The sequence below is a fragment of the Mesobacillus sp. LC4 genome, assembly GCF_053543455.1.
In genome coordinates this window covers 122,390-146,617 of the sequence record NZ_JBGCUB010000004.1, presented here as the reverse complement: position 1 = coordinate 146,617, position 24,228 = coordinate 122,390, and the positions used below count along the sequence as shown (strand labels likewise).

The 24,228-nt window shown below is 44.2% G+C and carries 23 protein-coding genes; 3 read left to right on the top strand and 20 right to left on the bottom strand.

Annotated features, from left to right (window positions below; all coding sequences use genetic code 11):
• Positions 1–86: 86 nt before the first annotated feature.
• The 4 genes from lepB to AB5I83_RS14060 all read right to left on the bottom strand — a co-directional run bounded on the left by lepB (position 87) and on the right by AB5I83_RS14060 (position 4,589).
• Complete coding sequence (gene lepB, locus AB5I83_RS14075) at positions 87–641, bottom strand: signal peptidase I (RefSeq protein WP_448976097.1); 555 nt, start codon at positions 639–641, stop codon at positions 87–89.
• Positions 642–678: 37 nt separating this feature from the next.
• Positions 679–1,296 carry a TVP38/TMEM64 family protein gene (locus AB5I83_RS14070; RefSeq protein ID WP_448976096.1) on the bottom strand — a complete coding sequence of 206 codons (618 nt, stop codon included), beginning with the start codon at positions 1,294–1,296 and terminating at the stop codon, positions 679–681.
• A gap of 131 nt (positions 1,297–1,427) precedes the next feature.
• Entirely contained in the window at positions 1,428–2,366 is a 939-nt protein-coding gene (locus AB5I83_RS14065) for an LCP family protein (protein ID WP_448976095.1), read from the bottom strand.
• A gap of 240 nt (positions 2,367–2,606) precedes the next feature.
• A complete protein-coding gene (locus AB5I83_RS14060) occupies positions 2,607–4,589 on the bottom strand; it encodes a S9 family peptidase (RefSeq protein ID WP_448976094.1) in 1,983 nt (660 codons plus the stop codon).
• Positions 4,590–4,836: 247 nt separating this feature from the next.
• On the opposite strand from AB5I83_RS14060, the gene AB5I83_RS14055 reads away from it, so the two are divergent.
• Entirely contained in the window at positions 4,837–5,226 is a 390-nt protein-coding gene (locus AB5I83_RS14055; RefSeq protein ID WP_448976093.1) for a hypothetical protein, read from the top strand.
• 12 nt (positions 5,227–5,238) lie between these two features.
• On the opposite strand, the gene AB5I83_RS14050 is transcribed toward AB5I83_RS14055, so the two are convergent.
• Complete coding sequence (locus tag AB5I83_RS14050; protein ID WP_448976092.1) at positions 5,239–5,811, bottom strand: competence protein ComK; 573 nt, start codon at positions 5,809–5,811, stop codon at positions 5,239–5,241.
• Between the two features lie 190 nt (positions 5,812–6,001).
• Between AB5I83_RS14050 and AB5I83_RS14045 the strand changes: the two genes are divergently transcribed.
• A complete protein-coding gene (locus AB5I83_RS14045; RefSeq protein WP_167832109.1) occupies positions 6,002–6,238 on the top strand; it encodes an IDEAL domain-containing protein in 237 nt (78 codons plus the stop codon).
• Between the two features lie 131 nt (positions 6,239–6,369).
• Here the strand turns inward: AB5I83_RS14045 and AB5I83_RS14040 are convergent, their stop codons facing one another.
• The 10 genes from AB5I83_RS14040 to AB5I83_RS13995 all read right to left on the bottom strand — a co-directional run bounded on the left by AB5I83_RS14040 (position 6,370) and on the right by AB5I83_RS13995 (position 17,044).
• On the bottom strand, positions 6,370–7,656 hold the full coding sequence (locus AB5I83_RS14040; RefSeq protein ID WP_448976091.1) for a M48 family metallopeptidase: 1,287 nt from the start codon (positions 7,654–7,656) through the stop codon (positions 6,370–6,372).
• Between the two features lie 814 nt (positions 7,657–8,470).
• Positions 8,471–9,472, bottom strand: a complete 1,002-nt coding sequence (locus AB5I83_RS14035) for an aliphatic sulfonate ABC transporter substrate-binding protein (RefSeq protein ID WP_448976090.1) — start codon at positions 9,470–9,472, stop codon at positions 8,471–8,473.
• Positions 9,473–9,489: 17 nt separating this feature from the next.
• The gene (locus AB5I83_RS14030) at positions 9,490–10,245 is read right to left on the bottom strand and encodes an ABC transporter permease (RefSeq protein WP_167832106.1); all 756 of its coding nucleotides are present in this window, start codon (positions 10,243–10,245) and stop codon (positions 9,490–9,492) included.
• Complete coding sequence (locus tag AB5I83_RS14025; protein WP_448976089.1) at positions 10,229–11,017, bottom strand: ABC transporter ATP-binding protein; 789 nt, start codon at positions 11,015–11,017, stop codon at positions 10,229–10,231. Before AB5I83_RS14025 ends, AB5I83_RS14030 begins: the two co-directional genes overlap by 17 nt.
• A 179-nt stretch (positions 11,018–11,196) precedes the next feature.
• Positions 11,197–11,502, bottom strand: a complete 306-nt coding sequence (locus AB5I83_RS14020) for an AzlD domain-containing protein (protein ID WP_167832104.1) — start codon at positions 11,500–11,502, stop codon at positions 11,197–11,199.
• Positions 11,495–12,223: an AzlC family ABC transporter permease gene (locus AB5I83_RS14015; protein WP_448976088.1), complete on the bottom strand. Its 729-nt coding sequence runs from the start codon at positions 12,221–12,223 to the stop codon at positions 11,495–11,497. The genes AB5I83_RS14020 and AB5I83_RS14015 overlap by 8 nt, the downstream gene beginning before the upstream one ends.
• Before the next feature lie 405 nt (positions 12,224–12,628).
• On the bottom strand, positions 12,629–13,408 hold the full coding sequence (locus AB5I83_RS14010; RefSeq protein ID WP_448976087.1) for an enoyl-CoA hydratase-related protein: 780 nt from the start codon (positions 13,406–13,408) through the stop codon (positions 12,629–12,631).
• Positions 13,409–13,578: 170 nt separating this feature from the next.
• Positions 13,579–15,135, bottom strand: a complete 1,557-nt coding sequence (locus AB5I83_RS14005; protein ID WP_448976086.1) for a fatty acid--CoA ligase family protein — start codon at positions 15,133–15,135, stop codon at positions 13,579–13,581.
• Between the two features lie 169 nt (positions 15,136–15,304).
• Entirely contained in the window at positions 15,305–16,294 is a 990-nt protein-coding gene (locus AB5I83_RS14000) for a lipoate--protein ligase (RefSeq protein WP_167832102.1), read from the bottom strand.
• 15 nt (positions 16,295–16,309) lie between these two features.
• Positions 16,310–17,044 (bottom strand): MBL fold metallo-hydrolase, encoded by a 735-nt coding sequence (locus tag AB5I83_RS13995; RefSeq protein ID WP_448976085.1) that lies wholly within the window; start codon positions 17,042–17,044, stop codon positions 16,310–16,312.
• Positions 17,045–17,214: 170 nt separating this feature from the next.
• Here AB5I83_RS13995 and yhfH point away from each other — a divergent pair, with 170 nt between their 5' ends.
• Positions 17,215–17,349, top strand: a complete 135-nt coding sequence (gene yhfH / locus AB5I83_RS13990; RefSeq protein ID WP_167832100.1) for a protein YhfH — start codon at positions 17,215–17,217, stop codon at positions 17,347–17,349.
• Between the two features lie 293 nt (positions 17,350–17,642).
• Here yhfH and AB5I83_RS13985 read toward each other — a convergent pair whose 3' ends face one another.
• The 5 genes from AB5I83_RS13985 to hemE form a co-directional block, all read right to left on the bottom strand.
• Positions 17,643–19,841: a YhgE/Pip family protein gene (locus AB5I83_RS13985; protein ID WP_448976084.1), complete on the bottom strand. Its 2,199-nt coding sequence runs from the start codon at positions 19,839–19,841 to the stop codon at positions 17,643–17,645.
• Between the two features lie 75 nt (positions 19,842–19,916).
• Entirely contained in the window at positions 19,917–20,489 is a 573-nt protein-coding gene (locus tag AB5I83_RS13980; protein WP_448976083.1) for a TetR/AcrR family transcriptional regulator, read from the bottom strand.
• 154 nt (positions 20,490–20,643) lie between these two features.
• Positions 20,644–22,071 (bottom strand): protoporphyrinogen oxidase, encoded by a 1,428-nt coding sequence (gene hemY, locus AB5I83_RS13975; protein WP_448976082.1) that lies wholly within the window; start codon positions 22,069–22,071, stop codon positions 20,644–20,646.
• 26 nt (positions 22,072–22,097) lie between these two features.
• Entirely contained in the window at positions 22,098–23,036 is a 939-nt protein-coding gene (gene hemH, locus AB5I83_RS13970) for a ferrochelatase (RefSeq protein WP_448976081.1), read from the bottom strand.
• A 91-nt stretch (positions 23,037–23,127) separates the two neighbouring features.
• Entirely contained in the window at positions 23,128–24,174 is a 1,047-nt protein-coding gene (gene hemE, locus AB5I83_RS13965) for a uroporphyrinogen decarboxylase (protein ID WP_448976080.1), read from the bottom strand.
• Positions 24,175–24,228: the final 54 nt, after the last annotated feature.

Genomic DNA, 24,228 nt, shown 5'->3' with positions numbered 1-24,228 from the left:
TTTTTATAATAGTGATTCTAGTCTAACATGAACAAAATAAAAAAAGACTCGAAAATTGACGAGTCTTCCCTCTTCTCTATGTATGGTCAGAACGATACATCCATTTCCTCAAGAGGCCAGTATCTAAGATTAACCTTGCCAACCACTTGCTTTTCTGAAATGAAACCAAACTGCCTGCTGTCCCAGCTTCCGAGGCGGTTATCGCCAAGGACAAACAATTTTCCTTCGGGCACTCTTTCAGCCCCAGTCAAGTCCTGAAGTGTAAAATCGCCCGTCAAGTAGCCCACAGGGGATTGTTCCCGGTACTCCTTTAAAAATGGTTCCTTCACCTTTTTGCCGTTGATGAATAACATATCTTCTCGATATTCAACTTTATCGCCTGGCAGGCCGATGACCCTCTTCACAAAGTCTTCTTCCTTATTCGCATGGAAGACAATCACGTCAAATCGTTCGAGATTTTCTGTCTCATATCCAAGCTTATTGACAACGACTTTATTCCCATCTTCCAGTGTAGGAAGCATCGATTCCCCTTCAACCACATAATTGGAAAAAAAGAAAATCCTGATAAAGATAAATATGATCATTCCGAGAGCAAAAGCCTTGATCCATTCAAGCCCTTCCCTTTTCACGATTTCTTTCATCCGCTTCCTTCACCACCTTTTATCCTGTTAAACCCTGCTATCTGTCATTATCGTCATTTCCAACACTCATATTCATTTTTACTTCAATTCTTTTGCCGATATACCACAGAATCGCAATTACTGCGAGAACGATCGCAGTCCGCGCCGGATTAGTGATCAATGACCGAATATCATATCCTACGAAACTGATGGTAAAGATCATCACCATTTTCCCTGTTATCACTGCAAGCATATATTGGGCCATGCTTATTTTCGAAAGCCCTGCAACAATATTGACGAGGGCAGATGGAGTAAAGGGAAAGCACAGCAACAGGAATATCGGGCCAAACCCGTGGCGTTCTATCCAATTCATCCCCTTCTGGACTTTGGGGTGACGCTGTAAAAAACTTAAGATCCGTCCCTGGCCGTACCTGCGAAAAATCAAGAAAACGAGCAAAGCACCCAGAACGGCTCCAGTCCAGGAAAAAAGAAATCCTAGCCACAGCCCAAACGCGTTCGCATTCGCCATGACAAATAAAAACAATGGCAGGAATGGCAAAAACGCCTCTAGCATTGGCAGAAGAATTCCGGGGATCGGCCCAAATGAACGATATTGGTTGAGCAAATCCATAATGTTTTCGATTGTAAACCATTCTTTCATCAATTCAACATCCATTGAAATCTCCTTGTCCAAGCAACTCGGTAATCAAAACCCTGAACAACAAGGTTTTCATCCCTTATCCTATTTACCTCTCAGAAATAATTGTACACCTCTATTTTTATCTTGGGGAGTTTTTACCAAGTTAGCTACTGAGTTAAAAATTCCTCCAGCGCATTCCTATTCTCTTCCATGTTTATCACCAGGACGGCACCCGCACCGCTTACCCTTTGATTTTCAAATGTACCCTCAACGGGTATCCTCATTGTATCGATATTCCGATTATCCTTAGAAATCAACCCTTTTCCCATGAAAAGGATATCGCCTGTATCCATATTCGTATTGATAAACGGAGTAAGAACTCCTACCAATTTAGGAAGTTTCGGCAATGTCTGGATGCTGGCAAACTCCTTTCCAACTTCCTTTATAACTTTTTGCTGACGTTCAACTCGTCCAAAGTCACCTACTGCATCATGGCGGAACCGGACATACCCAAGAAGATGTTGCCCATCCAGTTTCTGGACACCCGGTTCGAGTGTGACCCCAATTCCCTCTGACATTCTTTTTTCAACATCGACTTCAACACCCGCAGGGAATGCTTCATCAATCAGACGGACAAACCCTTCAAAATCAACGATTGAATAATACTGGAGGCTGACATCAAAATTCTCCTTAATTGTCTGCCTTAATAATTCCGGACCCCCAAACGCAAACGCTGCATTGATTTTATTTTTTCCATGTCCCGGTATTTCCACATACGTATCCCTCATTATAGAAGTTAGTTTATAAGACTCTGTATCTGGATTATAGCTGGCAATCATGATCGTATCTGAACGCGAAGTTTCCTTTCCTCTTGCATCACTGCCAATCAACAGGATATTCGTCAGGCCATTGCGGTCTCTCTCGCCATTGAAATGGTACTCCTGCTTGTTTTCTTCCACTGCCTTTTCCGATTTACTTACGCCTGAACGGAACTGCATAAAGGAATATAAAGCAAGTGCTCCGACCAGAAGGAATAGCAGCAGAAAAATACTTGACCACCTGATCCTCTTTTTTCTTTTCTTGTGCTGGTGCCTTTCATATCTCATTAGAAAAATCCTTCCGATTTGGATATTGATTAAAACTTATTAAGTCTTTTTTGTTAACTTGTTGCTTTTGCATTGTTTTGATTCATGACCTTTCTGGGTGATGATAAAATCAGCTCCATCTGAATATAATACTTCATTACTTTATTACTATTTTCCTTCTTTACCTATAACCTTAAACTTCTCTGGAGAAATTTTCAAAAAAAATAAACCCACGGCAGTGCTTGCCGCGGGTAAGGCTTTTTAAAGATAGCTATTGAACCAATCAATAATGGATGCCAGCCTGCTCAGGCGCAGATTAGGCTTGCCGCTTCTTGAAAGCTCATGGTTGGACTCAGGGAACCGGATGAACTTCGTTTCCTTCCCCTGTCTTTTCAGGGCGATGAAAAGCTGCTCTGCCTGTTCAATCGGGCAGCGATAGTCCTTTTCGCTATGAAGGATCAATAATGGTGTATTGATTTCATCCACATATGCGATAGGAGAATGCTTCCATAATGTTTCTAAATCGCTGAGATCAGCCTGGATCTGCCACTCTGTAAAATAGTAGCCGATGTCACTGACACCATAAAAGCTGATCCAGTTCGAAATCGAACGCTGAGTGACGGCAGCTTTGAACCTATCAGAATGCCCGACAATCCAGTTTGTCATGAATCCGCCATAGCTCCCGCCGGTCACGCCCAATCGTTCCTTGTCAATGAAATCATAATGTTCCAGTGCGTAATCCACAGCGTCCATCACATCCTGATAGTCTCCGCCGCCATAGTCGCCGCGAACAGCATTGACGAATTGCTGGCCATAGCCATGGCTGCCGCGCGGATTGATATAAAGGACTGCATAGCCCTCAGCCGCCAGGACCTGGAATTCATTGAAATATGAGTTGGCATACATGGCATGCGGTCCCCCGTGAATTTCAAGAATCAACGGATATTTCTTTCCTTCTTCATATCCAGCAGGCTTCATGATCCAGCCATGAAGCGGGGTACCGTCACTTGCATCGAAAGAAATTTGCTCAGGCTTCGATAAAGTGACGGACTCCAATAGCTTTTCGTTCACGGAGGTCAGTTGTTTCATCTCGCCAGTGGTGACTTCAAGCCGGAACAATTCTCCCGGCAGCACTGGATTGCTGATGGCTGCAATGATTCTCTGTTTTTTACGGTCAAGAGTGTAGCCATACACATGCTGCTGGTCAAGAAGAGCCGGATACACTTCGCCATCAAGATTCGCAAAATATAGCACAGTGTTTCCCTGGTCGGTAGCAAGGAAATAAAGGCTCCTGCCATCTTCGCCCCAGATCAACCCAGGACTATGAGCTCCCTGCTGGAAGTCTGCGGCAACAGCGTCGCCAACAAGAATATCCATGTTCTCCGTCACGCATTGGTTGCTTCCAGTCTGCAGGTCCTGTACCCAAAGCTGGGTCAGCGTTGCATTCTCAAACTCTCGCTCATGCCCCGTATAGCCAAGGTATTTTCCATCAGGTGAAAATACAGCGTTCCCGAAGTAGCCTGTACCATTCGTCAGCTTCGTCTTATTTCCTGTCTCAATGTCCATCAGCCACAAATCACTTTTGAATGAAAAATCACGTTCAGAAGACTCATCAGCCGTTAATACAAGGCTTTTGCCATCAGGAGACCAGCATTGCAGATGGTAGTCCACTTCACCTTTTGCTACTGCTTCTGCCTTTCCGTCTGCAAGATTCACAATGACAGTCTGTTTATACTTGCCGTCCCAGAAACCAGACGCGTCTGATTTATATTTCATTTCCTCAGCTACGAATGGTTCCAGCTTCTTGTCGTCCTTCTTTTCTTCTGCTTTTTCATGCAAATCCTCGTCAGGCTTCAAGGATACGGAACAGGCAATCCTGGATCCATCCGGAGACCAAACAGGACCATTTGCTCCATTCCTGAAGTCTGTAGCCTGCTTCGCTTCCCCGCCTGCAGCATCGAGAACAAAAATCTGGTTCTTGCCGTTGCGGTTTGAAACGAAAGCCAGTTTCAATCCATCTGGTGACCATCTTGGGGTATGGTTACGGTATTCCCCATAAGTCCATTGCTTTGGTTCTCCGCCTTCTTCAATGTCAATTATGTATAAATTAGAGGCATAATCATTCTTGCTCTCCAGCATCTCCGTCTGAACAAACACACACTTCGTTCCATCAGGAGAAAACTGAGGGTCAGTAACGGACTTTAATTCAAATAAATCCTCTGCTTTAATAAATCTTTTTTCCATCTCGGGAGCCATCCTTCCAAAGTTAAATTATTCTCTTTATATTTCGATAATAGAAATAAATCTCCTGCTTTTATCAATATCTTTTTTCCGAAAAAAGCCGACTTCACACCATTACTGCAATTTTCCTTTTGTTTTGGAGAAGATGATAGAAAGGAGAAATTTTTTTACCCTCTTGAAATCCTCTTCAAAATCCGGTACGATGATTACGAACAAATGTTCTTATTTTATGTTGAAGGGACAGAGTAAAATGACAAGGATTCCTGAAGAAGACCGCGATATTATGGAGCAGGCCATCTATTTGCCGATGGTACTGGTCGTGCTCAATCGGGATCTTTCTGTCGTCGAAAATAGCCCATTTAAATTAAAAAAGCCTTATTTGGAACTAATTGAAGAAACAATGAAAGAAGTCCAGAAAGAGCTCTCCATTGTAAAGATCTACCTCAAAAAGAATAACCTTAAGGTTGAAGAAGTAAAACGGGATGACGCCTTCACCATGTTCCTCTTCATCTACAAAGGCTACGAAGAACAGCATAACTACTTCAATCCCCGAATCCGCAACAAAGTCCAGGAACTAATGGTCCACTACCTTTTCAAACGATTCAAAACAGTGACAGCAGAACAAAAAGAATCCGGCTGATAACCGGATTCTTCAGTCTTTATATGCCTCACTGACGAGATTGCCATACCCCTGCGAGTCACTGTACTTCGGGCCATGCAGCAGATATAGTGCTTTACGTTCTGTTTCTTTCATCCGCTGCAAAAATTTGGTGCGAAGCAGGGATGTCCTCAGCAGCTGGTTTTCAAATGAATGATGGGATACCGGAAGAATCAGGGTTTTCTTATTCCTGAAGGTAACCTGTGTACTGTGGGCATTCACTTTCTTATGGAATAACACATGCTCGTGCGAAACCCAAATGCAATCCTGTTTTGTAGGTGAGCTTGTTGGCATGAAATAAATGGAGCTTATAGGGTCGATGATGATGGGGGTTTTATGGGTGATCCCGGTAAGCTGTTTCGTTCCCTCTTTCCTGCCTTCGTAGCTGCTTCCAAAATATTTACAGCTTTTTTTGACGACATCTATTGGTCTGAATGGGGATAAATACTCCTCCTCCAGCTCGATCACCCTGGAGTAAATCCTGCTGCCGTATTCTTCAGGAATAATTATCATGGTAAAAGGATTTATTTCGTACTCTTCTACTAAGTTCTTTGTACTTCCTGTCATTCCTTCACCTCCTAATATACCTCATACCCTATTTTACCATAAGTGTTGAAATTTTCTTTAATTACATAAAAAGTTCTATTTTTAGCCACATTTAATGTCTGAATATAAATTTTCTAAAAATTATAAAAATTTAGTTGATTATCTTTTCAATAATCCATATAATATAAAAAAGGTCTAAGAGGTGAGGTCAGTGAAAGAAAAATCGTATTCTGAAACCATGAAGGCCAGCGTGATGAAACGCATTAAAGCCAAGGAATCTTTTGTTCTGGACCTGTATGTTGACATGCTAATTTCCGAAATCCAGCTGAATACCAAGAAAGAAAAATTGATGACGAAAATTGATAAAGCAATCGATGAACGAGACAAAATCCTGTTTTTAACCTTGACGGAAGAATTGAAAGATCTCAACAAACAATTCGGCACTTGATGAGTGATATCCCCTATATAGGGGATATTTTATTATTGCGAAATAAGGCTGCTTGCTTTGTTGAATATACAAACAGGCATGTCAAATCAAAAAAGCCCTCATTTTTCGAGGGCTTTTTTGATGGGCTTTGCTTAATATTCATCTTCCTGTTCATTTCTCTTCTTCACTTCATAATCTTCAAGTCGGGAAATCCGTTCCAGCATGGTTGGATGTCCGTAGCGGAAAACTTTTACCAGCCATGGGGGATTGACCTGGCTCAGTCCTGCCTTCGTCAGTTCCTGGAATGCAGTTATCGCTGCATCAGTATTGTCCGTCATTTCGATCGCATACCGGTCAGCCCTTGTTTCCTGGTAGCGGGATACAAGATTCGAAACCGGGCTTGAGGCAAACATGATCATCGAGAGGAACATCAGGAATAGCGGGAACGACCGTAAGTCGCCCGGATGCTCCAGCTTGAATTCCCTTCCCCATCGCTTGATTGCCCAATTCATCAGTCTTGCAACGAAGTACAGGCCGAATAAAGAAAGGACCAAGTAGCCGGCAATTCCGATATATAAATGTTTCTCCACATAATGGGCCATTTCATGGGCCATTATGAACAAAATTTGGTCATCGTTCAATCTGTTCAATGTCGTATCCCAGAGAACGATCCTTGAATTGGTCCCGATTCCTGTCACATAGGCATTCAAAGCATTGGTCTTTTCAGCCATATCCACTTCAAATACATGATCAGCCGGAATATTGGCCTCCCCCGCAATTTCCAGGATTTTAGTCTCCAGCTCTTTATTTTTCAGCGGGGAAAAATCATTGTACAGCGGATCGATTACTACCGGCTGCAGGAACATGATGAACAATGTGAACGGAACAGAAAGCATCCAGGCAAACAGCCACCAGAATCTCTTGAACTTGTTCATCAACCAGTACAGGACAATGACAATCACGAACATCATGGCATAATTAATCCAGAAATCAATCAATTCATCCTTCATCCAGGAAGCAAAGGACTGAGTGGAGATATTGTATGTCTTCGATAGTGTGTAACTAATGTAACTTAGCGGGAAAGTCGCAATATAAGCAAAGAATGAAAGCCAAATCACATAGATCGCCTTCTGGCCATACTTATTCTTCGCAGTCTCTTCTCCCCATTTCTTAAAAGCTTTTGAAAGCCCGAGCAGCAAAATCAGAAAGTATAACAGCCACTCGAAGGGTGTGGACAGAAAGAACAATAAGTTCCTGATTTTCGAGTATTCCTCGCTCAGCATTAACTCTCTTCCGTTCAAGAATGTCGCCGGGTCAGCTCTCGAACCCTCAAACTCAAATGGAAGATTGCTATCTGCAAAGTAAAATAAATACCAGTATACCGCGAAACCATAGAGCACATAGGCGACCACACCATAAAAACCCATCTTTCTCGCCATAGCTTCTCCCCCTTTACGTACAACCATATCTATAACTATTTTAATCCTTTGTCCCAAAAATAGAACAAGTTATTGTTGGGAGGGGGCAATGCACATCAACATTTGTCTAAATTCTCCGCCTCCTGTACTTTTCGGGCACATGTTCCTCCAACTTGTTACCGAAATCTCCGCCTCCTCCGCTTTTCGGGCACATGTTCCTCCAACTTGTTACCGAAATCTACGCCTCTTCCACTTTTCGGGCACATGTTCCTCCAACTTGTTACCGAAATCTCCCCCTCCTGCACTTTTCGGGCACATGTTCCTTCAACTTGTTACCGAAATCTCCACCTCCTGCACTTTTCGGGCACATGTTCCTTCAACTTGTTACCGAAATCCATGGCTCCTGCACTTTTCGAGCACATGTTCCTCCAACTTGTTACCGAAATCTCCCCCTCCTGCACTTTTCGGGCACATGTTCCTCCAACTTGTTACCGAAATCTCCCCCTCCTGCACTTTTCGGGCACATGTTCCTTCAACTTGTTACCGAAATCTACGCCTCTTCCACTTTTCGGGCACATGTTCCTTCAACTTGTTACCGAAATCTACGCCTCTTCCACTTTTCGGGCACATGTTCCTTCAACTTGTTACCGAAACCTTCGCCTCCTGCACTTTTCGGGCACATGTTCCTTCAACTTGTTACCGAAACCTTCTTAGCAGCGATTCAGTTGTAGTGATTCCTAAATTCTACATTTCTTCGTCTACTCAGGCATTTGCTTTTAACAGCAAAAAGGCACCAAGAAAAACCCTGATACCTTTTTCTCTTATTCAAGCTTCTTTAATTCTTTAAAAAGCTATCGTCAATCAATGTTTTAAAGTCTGGTTTGTCTTTAAGGAATTTCAAAGCATAAGATGAATCCGAGAAGTCCTGGATCGCCTGTGCGTCTACTTCATATGTGAAGCCGATGCGGTCCCATGCTAGCTCGACTACATCCTTTTCAAGCTCTTGCCCTGTAGTTTCCTTAATGTCTTTAATTGTGATTGCCTGTGCTTCTGTTGGATTTTCCTTGATGAATTTCACAGCGTCTTTATGTGCGTTAATAATCTTTTGAACTGTTTCTGGTTTTTCTTCGATCATCTTGCCAGAAGTGACCATAACAGATGCAGGAAGTGTTTCGCCGAAGGATACTTCATCCCAGCCGATGACGACTTCTGCGCCAGTTTCTTTTTCAATGACCGCTGCCCATGGTTCTGGTGCTACAGCGATGTCGACCTTGCCAGCCTTCAGCATTGCAGCGTATTGTGCTGGCTGGCCAGTAAGATGCTTCATTGTTCCGCCAATTCGTTGTGATGTGATACCTTCAGCTTCCAGGTATGTTTCATACTGAACATCATGTGTGCAGCCTACTCCCGGAGTGATGAATGTCTTGCCGGCGAAATCTTCAACGGAGTTGATTTCGACTCCTTTTCTTGCCAATACAACTGTGCCCCCAGTGGATGCACCTGCAATGATTTTAACATCTGCACCTGTTGAATAGTTGTTCATCGCCGGTCCAGGTCCTACAAGACCAGCATCAATCTCACCTGTTTTCAATGCAGTCATGAATGAACCGCCTTCAGCAAATGTCTTATACTCGATTGTTGTGCCATCGCCAAGCTGCTGTTCAAAATAGCCTTTGTCTTTTGCCACCATGGCAGGTACGTGATTGATGTTCGGGAAATAACCGATGACGATTTTCTCCTTTTCACCAGATGCTGTGGATGATCCTCCTGCACCGCAGCCTGCGAGCAGCACCGCAAATGCCATTAGAACTGCAAGAAATAATGAAGCTTTTTTCATGTGATTCCCTCCTGTTTTTATGATTCAAGTCCCCAGCGATTCAGGACTGATTTTTCGATACGCTGGAAGATAAGCTGATCTACGATTGTTCCGATGACACCAATGATGATCATGACGCCAATCACGAGTCCCATGTTGCCGAAATCTGAGGCGTAACGGAGCGTATACCCGAGACCAGGTCCCGTGCTTAAAAGCTCCCCTGCCATCAAGGCTCTCCAGGCGAATGCCCATGCAAGCCTTGACCCGGTAACAACATAAGGGATTGCTGCGGGAAAAATGACCCTTTTATATAAGTTCCAGCCGGTCACTCCCATTGTTTTGGCTGCCTTTATGAATAATGGCGAAACATTTTTGATGCCCACTCGAATATTAAGCGTCATGACAAATGTTCCTCCCAGAACGACTACAAAAATGACGGCCTTCTCGTTCATGCCGAACCACATGATCGCGAGCGGAAGCCATACAATGCTCGGTACACTCTGAAAAGCAAGGACAATTGTTCCCAGCGTCTCATCCGCCGTTTTGGATTTCGCCAGCAGGACTCCGAGCGCTGTCCCGATTACAAGGGAAAGCCCAAGGCCGATCCCTAGACGCTTGAAGCTGGCAATCAAATCATAGATCAAGGTTTTATCCTGGAATCCTGTGACCAGTGCCTCAAGGACTTTATCCGGAGATGGAAGGATGATTGGCATCCACCATTCCAGCTTGCTGCCCGCATACCAGAAGGCAATGATTGCTGCGAAAAATATGATTCTCTTAATGTGCGGATTCATCTGCAAGCTCCTCCCTGATGACTTTGTCGATCTCCTTCTTGAGGTAGCCCATAATATATTCTTCCAGCTCCACCATCTCTTTTTTATGCTCATCGCGAGGCCTTGGAATTTCTACTTTAATATCCTTAAGGATCACGCCAGGCTTTGTTCCCATCACGATGATCCGGTCTGATAGCTTAATGGATTCGGAGATACTGTGAGTCACGAATAAAATTGTTTTTTGTGTTTCAGCCCATATTGTCTCGAGCTGTCCATGCAGGCGGGAGCGGGTTTGTTCATCAAGCGCTCCAAACGGTTCATCCATCAAGAGAATTTCCGGATTCATCGCAAGCGCTCTAGCAATTGCTACCCGCTGCTGCATTCCGCCCGAAAGCTCATGAGGATAGTGCGAAAGGTACTTGCTCAGCTGGACCTTTTGCAGCTGTTTTTTTGCCTCGGCTTCAGCCTGCTTCTTCGGCATTTCCTGTTTAAGCGGGAAAAGGACATTCTCCAGGACATTCAGCCATGGAAAAAGCGCTGCCTGCTGGAAGACCATCCCCCGGTCTTTCCCCGGTTTATCAATTCTTTTACCTAAAACAGAAACTTCTCCGCTTGTAGCTGGAGTCAGCCCAGCCACGATCGAAAGCAGCGTGGATTTGCCACATCCCGATGGACCAAGAATTGAAACAAATTCCCCTTTATTCACTCCTAGATTAATATCTTTTAAAATATCAACCTGGTGATTATTTTTATCTTCATACTGTTTGTGTACATTGCTGATTTCGATAAACAATTTAACCACCCTATTCTCATAAAGCTTATTAGTATAGTCGGAATTAATAAAGTTAATTATAATCTATTCACCCATCTTGTCAACATTTCATTTATTTTTCCGATTAGCCTGCCCGTTTTTTGCTTTCGAAGCTTTTAATGAAAAAAAAAAAAAAAAAATAGACCTGCATGCCAGCAGATCTAAAAGAAATAAGAATATAAAGTCAAGACTGAAATCGAACCAATGACGACCACAATGACATTCGCTCCCATAAAGGCAACGATGAACGCGGCAGCAGCACCAATCAGGCCGTACCAGATGTCTTCCTGGATAAACAGGATCGCTGGGAAAATCAGCGCTCCCAGTGTGGCATAAGGGACGTTCTTAAGGACTCCCTGCAAAAATGGCGGCAGTTCTTTTCCCCGGAACATCACGAACGGAAGCATCCTCGGTATGTAGGTCACGACAGCCATGCCTATGATCATGATGATGATTTCTCTACTCATCTGCATGTACCCCCCTGCCTTTCTTGAATGTTTCTACAGCCTCTACAAGAATGGCTGACAACAAAGTGGCAAGGACAATGGCCCATCCCGTTGACATCAGTTCAGCCATCGTGAAGATCGAGTTGAACGCAGCTGCGAGTGCTGCCAGGTAAATCACTTTCACATTGGTTTTCATCGATGGAACCAATAAGCCGACAAACATAGCGTATAATGCGACTGACATGCTTTCCTGAAGGGTTTGCGGCAATCCGGCCCCGACAAGGTAGCCCAGCCCGGAAAAGACGACCCAGCTCGAGTAGGCAGTGAGATTCAAGCCAAACATATATCCGGCATTGACACTTCCTTCCCGCGTGGCTGCGACCGAAAACGTCTCATCGGTAATCCCGAAGGAATACCCCATCCTCGCTCCAACCGTATCCTCTTCCGCCTTCTCATTCAATGACGCAGACATAAGGAAATGGCGGATATTCACGATGAAAGTAGTCAGTATGATTTCGAAGATGCCGATTCCTTGTGCCAGGAGGCTTAAGGAAATGTATTGTGCAGCACCGGCAAACACAAGCAGACTCATCATGACCGTCTCACCGAGCGCAAGCCCAGTTGTCTTGGCGATCAAGCCAAAGGTAAGCGCAATCGGCATATAGCCTATCGCAATGCTGATACCTGATTGAACCCCTTTTTTGAAATCTGTAACCTGCTTTACAGCCAATGTACCTTCCATGAGCGCCCCGCCTTTCTATCACTATGTAAAAATCAATATCCTTTAATCAATTAAAATATATTATACATACTTCCAGCAGCTTGGAAAAGTGTTTCTTTTACCGAAATACTTTGATGGATGGAAAATTTGAATCGCTGGCCCAAAAAGTTCAGTTGGTCGATATATTCGTGAATGTGGTCGATATAATTTGAAATCCGCTGATATATTCGAAAATGTGGTCGATATATTTCAAAATCCGCTGATATATCTGAAAATGTGGTCGATATATTTCAAAATCCGCTGATATATCTGAAAATGTGGACGAGATTTTCAAAATCGGGCAAACAGATCGAAAAAATGTGCAATTTTCATGGTCTCTCAACGTCATTCTTTCCGAAAAAAAAACACGGCCGCGGCCGTGTTGAGTTACTTTCCTTTAAATTCTGGCTTTCGCTTCTCGCTGAATGCAGCCAGTGCCTCGAGGCGATCTTCTGTCGGGATGGTAACTTCATAAGCTTTGCGCTCAATTTGCAGTCCTGTCTGTAAGTCGGCGTTCATTCCCTGCTTGACGGCGTATTTAGCCTGCTGCAGTGCGACAGGTCCGTTAGCCAGCATCATTTCGGCAAATTTCACGCATTCATCAAGCAAGCTTTCTTTTTTGACAACAGCGGTAACGAGACCATAATCCAGAGCTTCCTCCGCTTTCAGCCGTCGCGCTGTCAATATCAACTCGAGGGCTTTTGCCTGGCCGATCAGCCGTGGCAGTCTCTGCGTTCCTCCTGCTCCAGGTATGATGGCCAGGCTCGTTTCCGTCAACCCCATCTGCGTCCCATCCGCTGCAACACGGAAATCACATGCCAGAGCAAGCTCCATTCCACCTCCGAAGGCGAATCCATTGATGGCTGCGATGGTTGGCTGCGGCAGCTGGTCTACCATCGTGAATACCTCGCCGATTTTATAAATATTCCGTTTCACGTCTTCATCAGACAGCGTGCGGCGTTCTTTCAAATCAGCTCCCACGCTGTATGCTTTCTCGCCGGCACCGGTAATGATCACGACCCTGGCTTCACGGTTTGTCCTGATTTTTTCCATGACCTTCTGTAACTCATCAAGTGTCTCATAATTAAATGCATTTAACGCATCCGGACGATTCAATGTGACGAATGCCGTATGTCCTTCTAATTGAAAATCGATGTTTCCCACCATGCTCAACTCCTTCTCCAATGACATTCTAGCCAAGGCGGCAAATTTCCTGCCCTTTGTCAGAAAAGCCTAAGCGCTTTGACCGACTCCTGGAAGCCTTGGATTGGACAGATTTAGAATTTGATACCTGCACGAAACAAGGCAGGCATAGCGCCTGCCTCACATCTGTAAAATTATTGTTTTTGTAGTACCTGATTCTTTAATGCTCTTCTTAGGATCTTTCCGGTTGTATTCTTCGGAAGCTCTTCGAGGAACTCGATTGCGCTTGGCACCTTGTACTTTGCCAGGTGCTCACGACAGTAGTTCAGCAGCTGATCCTCTGTCAGCTCAGGATTCTTGCTGACGACATAACAGCGTACCGCTTCGCCGAGATTCGGGTCAGGTACCCCAAGAACGGCAACCTCGACAATATCCGAATGATTATACAAAACTTCTTCGACTTCACGTGGATAGACATTATATCCGCCCACAATGATCATATCCTTTTTGCGGTCGACAATATAAAAATATCCTTCATCGTCCATGCGGGCTAAGTCTCCTGTGTAAAGCCAGCCATCCCTGATTGTAGCGGCCGTTTCTTCTGGCATTTTATAGTAGCCTGCCATGACGTTCGGGCCGCGGACAATCAATTCGCCAACTTCTCCAGGTGCCACTTCATCGCCCATTTCATTGACAACTTTGTTCTCGACATTCACGATTGAGGTTCCAATTGAACCTGCTTTGCGCGGACGGTCAAGCGGGTTGAAGCATGTAACTGGTGCTGCCTCGGACAAGCCGTATCCTTCTGAAACCATTACATTGAATTTACGCTCAAAATTCTGGAGAAGAGCAACCGGAAGTGAAGCACCGCCGGATATACACAGTCGAAGCGACTTAAGGTCATCCGTATTTCCTTCTGGATACTGGAATAAGAAATTATACATCGTCGGCACTCCTGCAAAAACAGTTGCCTCGTATTCACGCGCAATCCGGAACACTTCTGCCGGGCTGAACTTAGGGACAATCAACAGTGTTCCGCCATTCATCAGCGGCGCATTAAGAGCAACCGTCAGACAGAAAACGTGGAACATTGGCAAAGCCGTGATTACCTTGTCATCTTCATTCATCTTAAGGTAATCGCTTACATCTTTTGCATTGCTATAAAGATTTTTGTGTGTAAGCATAGCTCCCTTAGGCTTGCCTGTCGTTCCTGAAGTATAAAGAATGATGGCGACATCATCTTCATTCAGGTCAGGACCATTGAAATCTAGATCTCCGGAACCCACGACATGTGTAAACGGTTTCAATTTTGAGCCTAAAGAAAGCTTGGACATTTCCTCTTCAGACATCTGGCTTTGGCCTGTCTCTGCAATGACGAAGTGTTCGACCTTTGGTAAATGCTGATGCATTTTTTCTGCGAGCGGCAGCATTAGATCCAGCCCAACGACTACTTTTACATCACCATTGTTCAAGATATAGCCGATTTCATCTGCTGTGTAAATTGGATTGATGGGAATGACTGTTGCACCGAGCCTAAGCGCTCCGTACATACTGATGACAAAATGTGGAGAGTTTCCTAGCAACAATGCGATATGATCGCCTTTTTTTACCCCTAGCTTTTCAAGACCAGAAGCAAACTTTGTGACAGAAGCATCAAGCTCTGCATACGTGCTTGCTTTGTCCATGAAAAAATATGCCGGCTTATCGCCCAGCATTGAGGCAGTGTGATGAAGCTGTGATGAAAGATTCATTAACTCCCTTCCCCCTTTGCGGTGACATGAGTCACCAAACTTTGTAAAAAGTTTTCTAAATATATTATATTGTAAGAAAATTATGGATTCAAGGAAAATATGTCGGAATTCTAACAATTTTACTTTCTTTAAATTAAAAACGCGGTGCATCAACACCGCGTTTCCAAAGTTAATATATTAAGTTAATGAAATCTTCCTTAGAAATATTTCCGAAATAATGTTTTATGTCTACACCTTCCAATGCATGAGCAATTTGGGACCTTTCATATTTGATTCCTGTCAGTTTGTCCTCAATCTCAGTCACATCGCCTACACCAAAGAAATCTCCATAGATTTTACAGTTTTCAATGATGCCCTTATTTACTTCAAAGCGAACATCGACCTGGCCAACCGGGAACCTATGCGAATGCTGCAGATTGAACTTAGGTGATTTTCCATAATTCCAATCCCAGTTCTGGTATCTTTCCTTCGAAAGCTCATGGATATTCTTCCAGTCCTGCTCCGTCAATACATACTCCGGAATATCATCTAGTCCATCAAAGATATTTTTTAGCAGTAAGGAACGGAATTCCTCAATGGTTACTTTTTCTGAGAGGAATTCGGAGATGTTTGCAACTCTGCTGCGGATTGATTTAATCCCTTTAGATTCAATTTTGTCTTTTTTTACGTTAAGCGCTGAAACTACGCTTTCAATCTCTGAATCAAACAGAAGCGTTCCATGGCTGAACATCCGCCCTCTTGTCGAAAATTGAGCGTTACCGGAAATCTTTCTTCCTTCTGCCAACAGGTCATTCCTTCCGCTTAATTCCGCATTGACTCCTAGTTTCCTTAGTGCATTCACCACTGGCTCGGTAAACTTCCTGAAATTGTGGAAGCTTTCGCCATCGTCCTTCGTGATAAAGCTGAAATTCAGGTTGCCCAGATCATGGTAAACAGCACCTCCACCTGATAATCTGCGGACAACATGAATGCCATTCTTGTCGACATATTCAGTATTGATTTCTTCAATTGTATTCTGGTTCTTGCCAATGATGATGGATGGTTCGTTTATATAAAACAGTAAATACGTTTCATTGATGTCAAGGTTCTTCAAGGCATATTCTTCAATTGCCAGGTTGATTCTTGGGTCAGTGATTCCTTTATTGTCAATAAATAACATGATTGATTCTCCTTTTTAAAGAGTGATTTCCAGCCCTTCCCTTGCGAAGGTGATAGGGCCATTGAAAATGTTCGAAGCTTCTGAAACAAGCTGATCTATTTCCCCGTAATGCGGCAAATGGGTCAGGACCAGCTGCTTAACACCCGCCTCAGCCGCAAGCTTTCCGTTATCATAGCTGTTCATATGGCCCGCTCCTTTGCCATCCTGGTTTCCGTAAAAATTGCATTCGGAAAGCAGCAATTCTGCACCTTGAGCAAACGGGATGAACTCTTCCTTAAAGGAAGTATCGGCAGTATACACCAGCGACTTGCCTCCTGCTTCGATCCTCATCGCATAGCAAGGAACCGGATGGACTGCAGCCAGGAATGAAATGGAGAAAGGCCCTATGTTCAGCTTATTAGCCGGATCATAAGCAACCCCTTTTGTGATGTTTTTATATGTAAGCTTCGCAAACTCCTGTTTATCCTGAGTATGTCCATAAATCGGAAGCTGCGGGGACTTTTTACCCAGGAAGCCCTGAATCAGGCGGGCATGCTGCAAGACGCCGATATCGGCAATGTGATCCGGATGATAATGTGACAGCACCAGGGCATCCAGCTCTTCAGGCTGGACGAAATTTTGGAGTTTTGCCAGTACACCGCTGCCAAAGTCGATCATCAGCTTAAACCCTTCATGCTCAAGCAAATATCCGGTGCTTGCCTCATTCACCTTTGGATATCCACCCCAGAAACCTACGATAGTCAGCTTCAATGATTTCCCTCCTATAATCACGCTTTTTCTTTCACTATACTTCATTCTGCCCATTTTTTCACTAGAATGGCTTTTTCAGAAAATTATGATTGACGCCATCCGCTCTGTTATAATACAATGGAATAAATAATGATGCTGTATTAAAACATCACATATTTGGAGGGAACAACATGATTCAGAATGTCGTAGAATTCTTTCGTAATTTGCCGAAGAAGCAGTGTATTGAGTGTGGAGAATCGATTGACGAACAGCATGAATGCTACGGAAATAAGTGTGATGGATGCATGGACCCTGGTAAACTGTAAGAAAAGCGCAAGCGCCTTGTTCAGCCCCGACAAGCGTTGGAGGGCTGACCAGTGAAGTCGTTCTTTGACTTCATTGGGCGGACCGAAACGTCTCGAGGGGCTAGGCGATGGAGCTGGACAATTCTCGAAGTAGATATACATCTATAATTCAAAATACATTCGTTTTCCTTCCCCGGTTTTCCGGGTGTAATACAATCCCTTTTCCGCAGTTTTAAAAACTGCACATGAAAAGCCAGCTCAATAGCTAATTGAGCTGGCTTCTTTTTTGTTATTGCTGTTTTGACAATAGAATGTTATTCAACTAACACGGCGAATTTCCTTTTGAACATCCAATGGAAATAAAATGCTGTGCCTGCTGCCAGGACTAAAATATATCCTGCCAAAATCCCTGCATTTTGCCACATGAAACTAAAATCCCCGCTTGAGATGACAGCTTTGAACCCTTGCACTGAATAAGTCATTGGCAAAAATGCATTAAACTTTTGCAGGAATCCCGGAATTAACTCCAATGGGAATGTTCCTGCGCTTGTCGTAAGCTGCAAAATTAGGATAATGATTGCTACAAAACGTCCTGGATCTCCTAACAACGTCACAAGGAACTGAATCAGTGCGATAAAAGTCAGGCTTGTGATAATGGAGAAGACCACGAATAGCGGAACGCTTTCTACGTCAAGGCCCAACCCCATTAGAAGGATGGCATCAGCTGCAAGTGCCTGCAGTATGCCGATTCCAGCCAGGATACTGAATTTGCTGAAGAACCAGCTTGCACCGCTTGAAGGAACTCCAGCTGGCTCCCTTAATGGGAAAACGATGGAAAGCAGCAACGCACCAACAAATAAGCCAAGAGATAAGAAGTATGGCGCAAATCCTGTTCCATAGTTCGGAACTGATTTGAATGTTTTATTCGCCAGCTTTACTGGTGCAGCAAGCATATTGTAGGTTTCTTCATCTGGGTTCATCTTTGCTTCTTCTGCCCCATCTTTCAGCTTTTCAGCAAGCTCGGATGTCCCAGCCGCAACCTTGGAATTTCCTTCAGACAATTCTCCGGCACCTGATGCCAGTTTGTCAGCTCCGTCGGTCATAGCTGCGGAACCAGCTGCCAGCTGATCCATTCCGCCAACAAGTTGGGAACTTCCATTTGCCAGCTCAACAGAACCAGCTTTCGCCTCGCTCAGCTTGTTACCGAACAGCTGGAGACCCGAATGAAATTCTTCGTGGCCTGCTGCCAGTTTCGCAGCACCAGTTTCCACTTGTCCACTACCTGCTGCCAGTTCCGAGATTCCCTGCTGGAGCTCACCCTGGCCGGCAATGACTTTATTCAAACCAGCTGATAATTCCACCGAACCTGCAGCCAGTTTACCTGCTGAGTCTGAAAGTTGCGCTGTCCCATTCTCAAGACCTGCACTGCCAGCTTCGAGTTTAGCAAACGCTGCTGCAAGCTCTTTTTGTTTTTCAGGATGGTCTTTTAATAAAGGTGCCATCGCCTCCATTTGTTTTTGCAGTTCTTGAATGCCGGCATGAAGTTCTGCCGCTCCGCCAGCTGCATTTTCAGCCCCATTTTTCCAGTCTGCCAGCTTTTGGCCGAGATTTTCTGAACCCTGTTCAATTTGTTTAGTACCCTCAATCAATTCTGGTATCTTGCTGTTTGCCTGATCTAAACCTCCCTTTACTTGTGAGGCACCTGTCTGCAAATCTTTCTCGCCTGCCAGAAGTTGGCCTGAAGCTTCCTCAAGCTTCGTTTTCCCTTCCTCCAATTGACCAAGTCCTCCAGCGAGCTTTCCTGCTCCATTCGCCAACTCTTTGGCACCAGAATCAGCTGAGTTCATTCCCTGGTTGAACTCAATAGACTTGCTTGCGAGCACTGATAGATTATCATAAAGCTCCTTGCTTCCATCCTTAAGCTTGACCGCACCGTCGTTCAGTTCCGAAGCTCCGTCACTCGCCTGGCCAAGTCCATCTGCCAGTTCGCCGATTTTGTCAAACATCGTTTCCGCATACGTTTCAGAAACCTTCTCGGACACGGAAGCCTTGATTTTTTCTGCTGCTGTTCCCCCAATCTGAGCAGATAAAAAGTTGAAGCTTTCATTAGGAATATAAACAAGTTCGAGCTTTTCTGGATGTTCATCCATCAAAGTTGTTGCATTTTCGGAGAAATCTTTCGGAATTTTTATGAGCATATAATATTTTTGCTGCTCCAGCCCTTTTGTCCCTTCTTCTTCGGACACAAACTCAAATCCAAAATCCTGGTTTTCCTTTAATTTTTCAACCAGGTCATTGCCAAGTTCCAGTGTCTCCCCGTCAATTGTTGACCCTGAATCGCTGTTGACAACAGCTACTGGAAGGTCTGAAAGGTGTTCGTACGGATCCCAGAATGCCCATAAGAACATTCCGCTGTAAAGAACCGGTATGAACAAGACGGCAATGATCGGAATAAGAAGCTTCTTATTTCGAAAAATAGAAAGCAACTCTTGGGTGAATAGATTTTTTTTCATTTTTAGTCCTCCATGATGTAATTAATGACCATTTTGTTCATTTGGTCATTTTGTTGTTAAAAATAAGGACTATCCTTAATCAGACAATCCTTTGAAGATATAAAACTCAAACAAATCAGAGATTTTTTCTTTTTCGAGTGGTTCGTTCTTTTTTTCCCAATCAAAAATCAGCGCGATATAAAGCTTCATCATGATGAACGCTGTTATCTCCGGGTCGCATTCCTTTATTTCGCCCTTTTGGATTGCCTGGATGACCTTTTCCTTAATAAAGCTAAGGATGGCTGATTCTACTTTATCCATAACCTCCAGGACAGCTGGAGTCCCAATATCCCGGGCTTCTTGCGAGAGTTTGATTGTCAATTGATGCTTCTTACGAAATTCCAGCAGCCTATATAAAGCTCTGTGGACATTTTCATAAAAAGAGTCTGATGGATCCACTGCTTCATTTGCGACTTCTTTCATTTCTTGGATGAGGCCATTAACAATTTCATCGAAAAGCTGTTCCTTATTTTTGAAAAAGGTATAAATGGTGCCTTTCCCAACGTTCGCCAGCTTTGCAACCTGATCAATCGTAGTCGCCTTATAGCCGTACAGTGAAAAAGAGTTGGTCGCTGCTTCAAGAATCTGCTGTTTTCGGTCAACCGCCATGTTATCACCTCCAAAATGACCAAATGAGAAAAACGGTCAATACGTCAATAAATAATTTATCATGTATTTTACACTATGGCAAGGGTGGAAAAATAAAAAACCCTAAAAAGGGTTTTTTATCAAGAGTTGTATATATTCAATGATGAAACAGCCGTTATCCATGAAGCTTCAAATATGACAAGATCTTTTCGACGGCTGCCTCACCCTGGTCTATGCAGTCTGGAAGGCCGACTCCCTCATAAGAGCTGCCGCCTACGAAAACACCCGGAAGCTCACTGGCCAAATCATTCTTCAGGTTCGCGACTCTTTCCTTATGTCCAACAGTATATTGCGGCATGGCTTCTTTCCAGCGTGACACTACTGCAAAATCAGGTTGTGCCTTGATATCCATCGTTTTATTTAAATCTTCTAACGCAATCTTGATGATTTCATCATCCGAAAGCTCGACAATTGCCTCGTCACCTGGCCTGCCGACATAAAGACGGAGCAGGACTTTTCCCTCCGGAGTGGTATGAGGCCACTTTTTGTGTGTCCATGTGCAGGCAGTGATTGTATAATCACTGTTCCTTGATACAACAAAGCCTGTACCATCAATATCTTCTTTTATGACACTTTCCGGGAATGCCATGGCAACCGTCGCAACGGAAGTTGAAGGCATATCACGGAATGGATCAAAGATATGTTCGTGGTCTGAGAACATATGCAGTGCTGCTTCATGTGGAGCAGCTAATAGGATGCTGTCTGCATCAAGCGATTCGCCGCTGCTTAGCCTCAAACGGTAAGCATTCTCCTGTTTGCTCACTTTATCGACCCTGATTCCCTTAATGACAGAACCAGGTTCAAGCTTGAATTCGATCGCATCGACAAAGGATTGCAGACCAGTCGTCACAGTCAGGAACATTCCTTTTTTCTTCGCCTGTCCCGTTTCAGCAGGCTTCTTTTTTGCCGTGGGAGTTGTCTTCTTTGTGCCAAGAATCAAGCTTCCATATTTCTGCTCCACCTGATAAAATTGCGGAAAAGTGGACAGTAAGCTCATGTTATCAATATTCCCGGCATAAATACCGGAGAGCAGGGGCTCAATCAGGTTTTCAACCACTTCATCACCAAGCCTGCGCCGGAAAAATTCACCAAGGGACTGGTCTCCTTTTACCTTTGAAGGAGGCATAAAGAAATCTCCGGCAGCCCGGAACTTTCCTGGCCAGGAAAATAGGCCGGTTGTAACGAATGGACCGATCTGAGTAGGAATTCCCATCACTGCTCCGCCAGGCATTGGGTGGAGCTTGTCCTTCACCAGCACATACGATTTCCCTGTACTGTTATTGACTAATTTATCTCCTAAACCTACTTCTCTGGCAAGACGTCCTGCGCTCTCTTTTCTTTCCAGGAAGGAATCGGGTCCTCTTTCGATGACAAAGCCATCTTTCACATACGTTTGCATTTTCCCGCCAACACGGTGAGAGGATTCGACCAGTTTCACATCAAGAGGAAGCTGGTTCTCCTTGGCATGCTTTTGCAAATAGTACGCTGCCGCCAAACCAGTTATGCCTCCCCCTACAATTACAACTTTCTTTTTTTCTGTCACGGTAAATCGCCTTCTTTAAGTAAGTTTTAGCGTGAAGATGACAGCTTCTTTAAAACGACATCCGCCAATGCATCAATGAATTCAGGCTCTGTATTCGGCATTGCCGGCCTGTAATAGCTGGCACCGATCTCTTCAGTCACGATCTTGCATTCATAATCATTGTCATACAGTACTTCCAGATGGTCGGAAACAAAACCAGCGGGTACATATACAAATGCTTTATAGCCGTCTTCCTTGAAAAGATCCCTTGTCAGATCCTGTACATCAGGGCCAAGCCATGGTTCAGGCGTGTTGCCTGCACTTTGCCAGCCAACCTCGTAATTTTTCACGTTTGCCTGTTTGGCAATCAAATCAGCTGTTTCTTTTAATTGTTCAGGGTACGGATCTCCCATTTGAAGAATCTTCTCCGGAAGGCTATGGGCAGAAACGATCAATACTGAGTTCTCGCGCTCGTCAGCAGGCATTTCGGCAAAGGTCTTTGCGACACGGTCAGACCAGTATTTGATGAATTTAGGTTCATCATACCACTGCTCAACCGATACAATTTCAGGGCCTCCTAGCTTTTCCGCTTCTTCTTTTGCACGTCCATTATATGATTTTACGCTGAAGGTCGAAAAATGCGGTGCGAGCACGATACTGACCGCCTCTTCAATGCCATCATCATGCATTTGCTTCACGGCATCCTCGATGAAAGGTTCGATATGCTTCAGCCCAAGGTACATTTTGAATTCGACCTCATCCTGGATGCTGTTCAGATGCTGTTCGAGCTTCTCGCCCTGTTCCACCGTGATTTTTGCAAGTGGAGAAATGCCCCCAATCGCTTCATAACGCTGTTTCAAGTCCTCAAGCATTTCCGGTGCCGGCGGACGGCCGTGGCGGATATGTGTATAGTAACGTTCAATATCTTCTTCTTTGTAAGGTGTGCCATATGCCATCACAAGCAAACCCATTTTTTTCTTAGTCATGATTGCACCTCTTTTTTCGTATCTCTAAGCTTATATTCTGCCAAAAACAAGTCCATTTTACCAAATGTAATGCTCTGGAACAGAATATAAACTATTTGCCTAACTTTGAGGCAGAGTACTCATGGATGAAAGCCGTCAGCTTTTTCAATGTCTCAGGGTTCACTGATGGGAATACCCCATGGCCCAGGTTGAAGATATAGCCAGGCTGTGCCATACCCTGGTCAAGAATTGCTTTTGCCCTTTCTTCGATCACATTCCATGGTGCAAGAAGGATAGCAGGATCAAGATTCCCCATGACGGTTTTCTGGATTCCAAGTTCGCGGGCCTCGCTCACCTGAAGACGCCAATCCAGTCCTACTACATCAAGCGGAAGATCGTTCCATTCCAAAGCCAGGTGGCTTGCCCCAACACCAAACATGATCAATGGTACATTCTCTTTTTTCAATTCAGAAAAGATCCTGTTCATCACTGGCTTGATGAATGTACGGTAATCCTGGACATTCAATGCTCCTACCCATGAATCAAAAATCTGGATTGCTTTAACACCGGCTTTGATTTGGGATTTCACATATGTAATCACCATATCACCAAGCTTGTCCATCAACGCGAACCATGCTTCAGGCTGGGAGTACATGAATGCCTTTGTCTTGTTGTAATTCTTCGAAGGTCCGCCTTCTATCATATAACTTGCAAGAGTGAACGGAGCTCCCGAGAAACCAATCAATGGTACCGAAAGTTGTTCTTCTGTAAGAAGCTTGATTGTGTCAAGTACGTATGGAATATCTGATTCAGGGTTGATCGCACCCAATTTTTCAACATCGGATAATGTTTTTACAGGATTGGAAATGACAGGTCCGATCCCTGATTTAATTTCTACATCCACGCCCATGGCCGGCAGCGGTGTCATGATATCCTTGTAAAGAATCGCCGCATCAACGTCGTATTGTTCTACAGGAAGCCTCGTGACGTATGCGCAAAGCTCAGGCTGGTGCGTAATTTCAAATAAAGAGTATTTTTCCTTGATTTCTCTATATTCAGGCTGTGACCTACCAGCTTGTCTCATATACCAGACAGGAACATAATCTGTTGCTTCTCCTCTGGCTGCTTTTAAAAAAGTATCATTAATAATCTTGCTCATTAAGTGTGGTCCACCTTTCAATAATGTCTGTAATCCATTGTAATATAAAAGGAT